1 protein-coding gene and 1 pseudogene are annotated in these 2,234 nt (G+C 44.4%); both read left to right on the top strand.

Annotation, left to right across the window (positions count from 1 at the left end):
- Positions 1-1,842, top strand: a pseudogene (locus RMO27_RS20370) (hypothetical protein); the annotation flags it as partial.
- 86 nt (positions 1,843-1,928) lie between these two features.
- The coding region (locus RMO27_RS20365; protein ID WP_396133771.1) for a trypsin-like peptidase domain-containing protein at positions 1,929-2,234 on the top strand (306 nt) is incomplete at its 3' end.

Raw genomic sequence — 2,234 nt, 5'->3', positions numbered from 1 at the left:
TTTGAGGCTTATGCTGGCGCAGTAGAAGTATTTTGCCAGCCGAGCTTTGCCAATGTTTCGCAGATCGAGATCCAGCGCAGTAAGCAAGTTAATATTCTCAGTTTATCCGGTCGCGATCCCCAGCTCAATCTCAATCCCGATTTTTTAAAAACCTTACCTCAAGCTCATATTAATTCATTAGAAACCACTTCAGCTTACGAACTGGCCGATCGATTAACGCGCAGTCAAGCGTGGCAGATTTTTATTTTTAATGGGCATGGCAATACAATTCGATCCACCTCTTCTCCATATCCAAGCCTGCAAGAGGGAATTATTTATCTCGACAATGATACCCCGATCGAGATTAGTAGACTGAAACAAGAACTGCGAGTTGCTGTTGATCGCGGCTTGCAAATTGCTATTTTTAACTGTTGTAGTGGCTTAGGATTAGCCTCACAATTGAGTGATATCGATTTACCATATATTATCGTGATGCGGGAGGTAATTCCTTGCTCGATCGCTCAACAATTTCTCGCAGATCTCCTGACTGAATATAGTCACGGAGCAAGTTTTCCAGCAGCTTTTAAATATGCCAGACAAAGGTTGATTTTAGCTGCTGGAGAATTTGCCAAATTTGCCGATTGGTTGCCAATTTTATTTCACAATCCGCTCAGTCGTCACGTCACTTGGCAAGAACTAACAACATCACCCGCGCCTAGCTTTTTGCCTCCGCAGATTGTTGCTATTTGTCATTATCTCAATCGCCCAAAACATCACCTGCTGACAGCAGTTGGAATGAGTTTAGTTGCCGCTTTATTAGCTACTCACTTGCAGGCTATTCAGCCAATATCTACACTCAAAAATACGATCGCTGATCGAAATCAAATAAGAATCGAGGAGCGAGTCTCATCAGAACCATCTTTTTTATTATCAATCCAATTGCAAGCTACTCAACCAATATCTACCCTCGAACAGTCGATCGTCGATCGAACTCAAATAGCGGTGATGGAGCGAATCTCACCAGAGCCATCTTCAGTCAAGATCATTAATTATGAGCCATTTAGTTCGGGTAATATTATTAATAATGATACCGAACTACTCAAGATTGTCGAACGGGTCGAGCAAGCAATTAAACCTGTCGCCTGGGGCATTGCCCTCAAAATTGAGACAAATTCTCAGCCCAAAATTTTCGATCGCGCGAATGTTATTCCTGAATGTATCGATCGCGCAATTAAGTATTCATGCGATCGTCCGTCATTTGTCACTTCTTTATCAAAACGTTATTTATCACAGCGTCACAACATCGATACATTAGTAGATCGACAGTTGAATTGGAATGCCGATCTACTAAGTCGTGACTTACTAGCGAAAATTTTAACTAAGATCGATCGCACAAATTCTAGTAAGGTCTTGGAATTATCACCTACCGAACTTAAAAAACAGTTTGATGGCAAGTTGATTTTAATCGGCATATTTGACGAACAAGATGCGGTGACGACACCACTAGCCAGATCTGCCATCGAGATCGATCGACTGATTCGCGCTCATCACCCCCGCCAGCCGCTACCACTATATGCGCCGCGATCGCGCGGTGAAAGCTTCTTGTGGGTCTTTTTGTGGTCGTTGCTGGCAGGGCTAACTAGATGGCGACAGCGGTGGCGATTATGGCTACCGATCGCGATCGGCTGTCAAATTTTCAGCACTGGATTATTATTAATCTACGGGCAAGGATTACCGATTTTGATAACGACGATCGCCATGATGCTAGTCAGCACGGCGATCTGGACGATCGATCTCATCGGTCACGATCGGCAATTGGCAACTGTGCATAATTCCCTCCCGCTTGCCCGAAAGATAAATTAAGCACGAGCGATTGTTTCCCGATCTTTAATAAAGGGCATTGCCGATTTCAGATCCATCCATCCATCCCAACTCCCAACTCAATCAACATGAAAACTATTACCATCTGCTCCGCCCTGCTCCTCTCTCTCAGTCTGATTGGTGGAGCCACTATCTTACCGCCACCATTACTTGCCAAAACACCAGCAACGAATACCGCCAACCGCGTCTATGCAAAAGCCAATCCAGCAGTAGTCACGATCCGCAATAATCAGGGGCATGGCAGTGGTTTTATTATTAGTGCTGATGGTTTTGTCATTACCAATGCTCACGTACTTAAAGGACAGTCGGCAATAGTCACGGTGATGATGGCTGATGGTAAAACCGAAATGCCTGCTGATGTCGTCGGCTTCTCT

The sequence above is a fragment of the Chamaesiphon sp. OTE_75_metabat_556 genome (genome assembly GCF_031378165.1).
In the GTDB taxonomy this organism is placed as follows: Bacteria; Cyanobacteriota; Cyanobacteriia; order Cyanobacteriales; family Chamaesiphonaceae; genus Chamaesiphon.
This window is presented reverse-complemented; position numbering and strand designations above follow the sequence as displayed.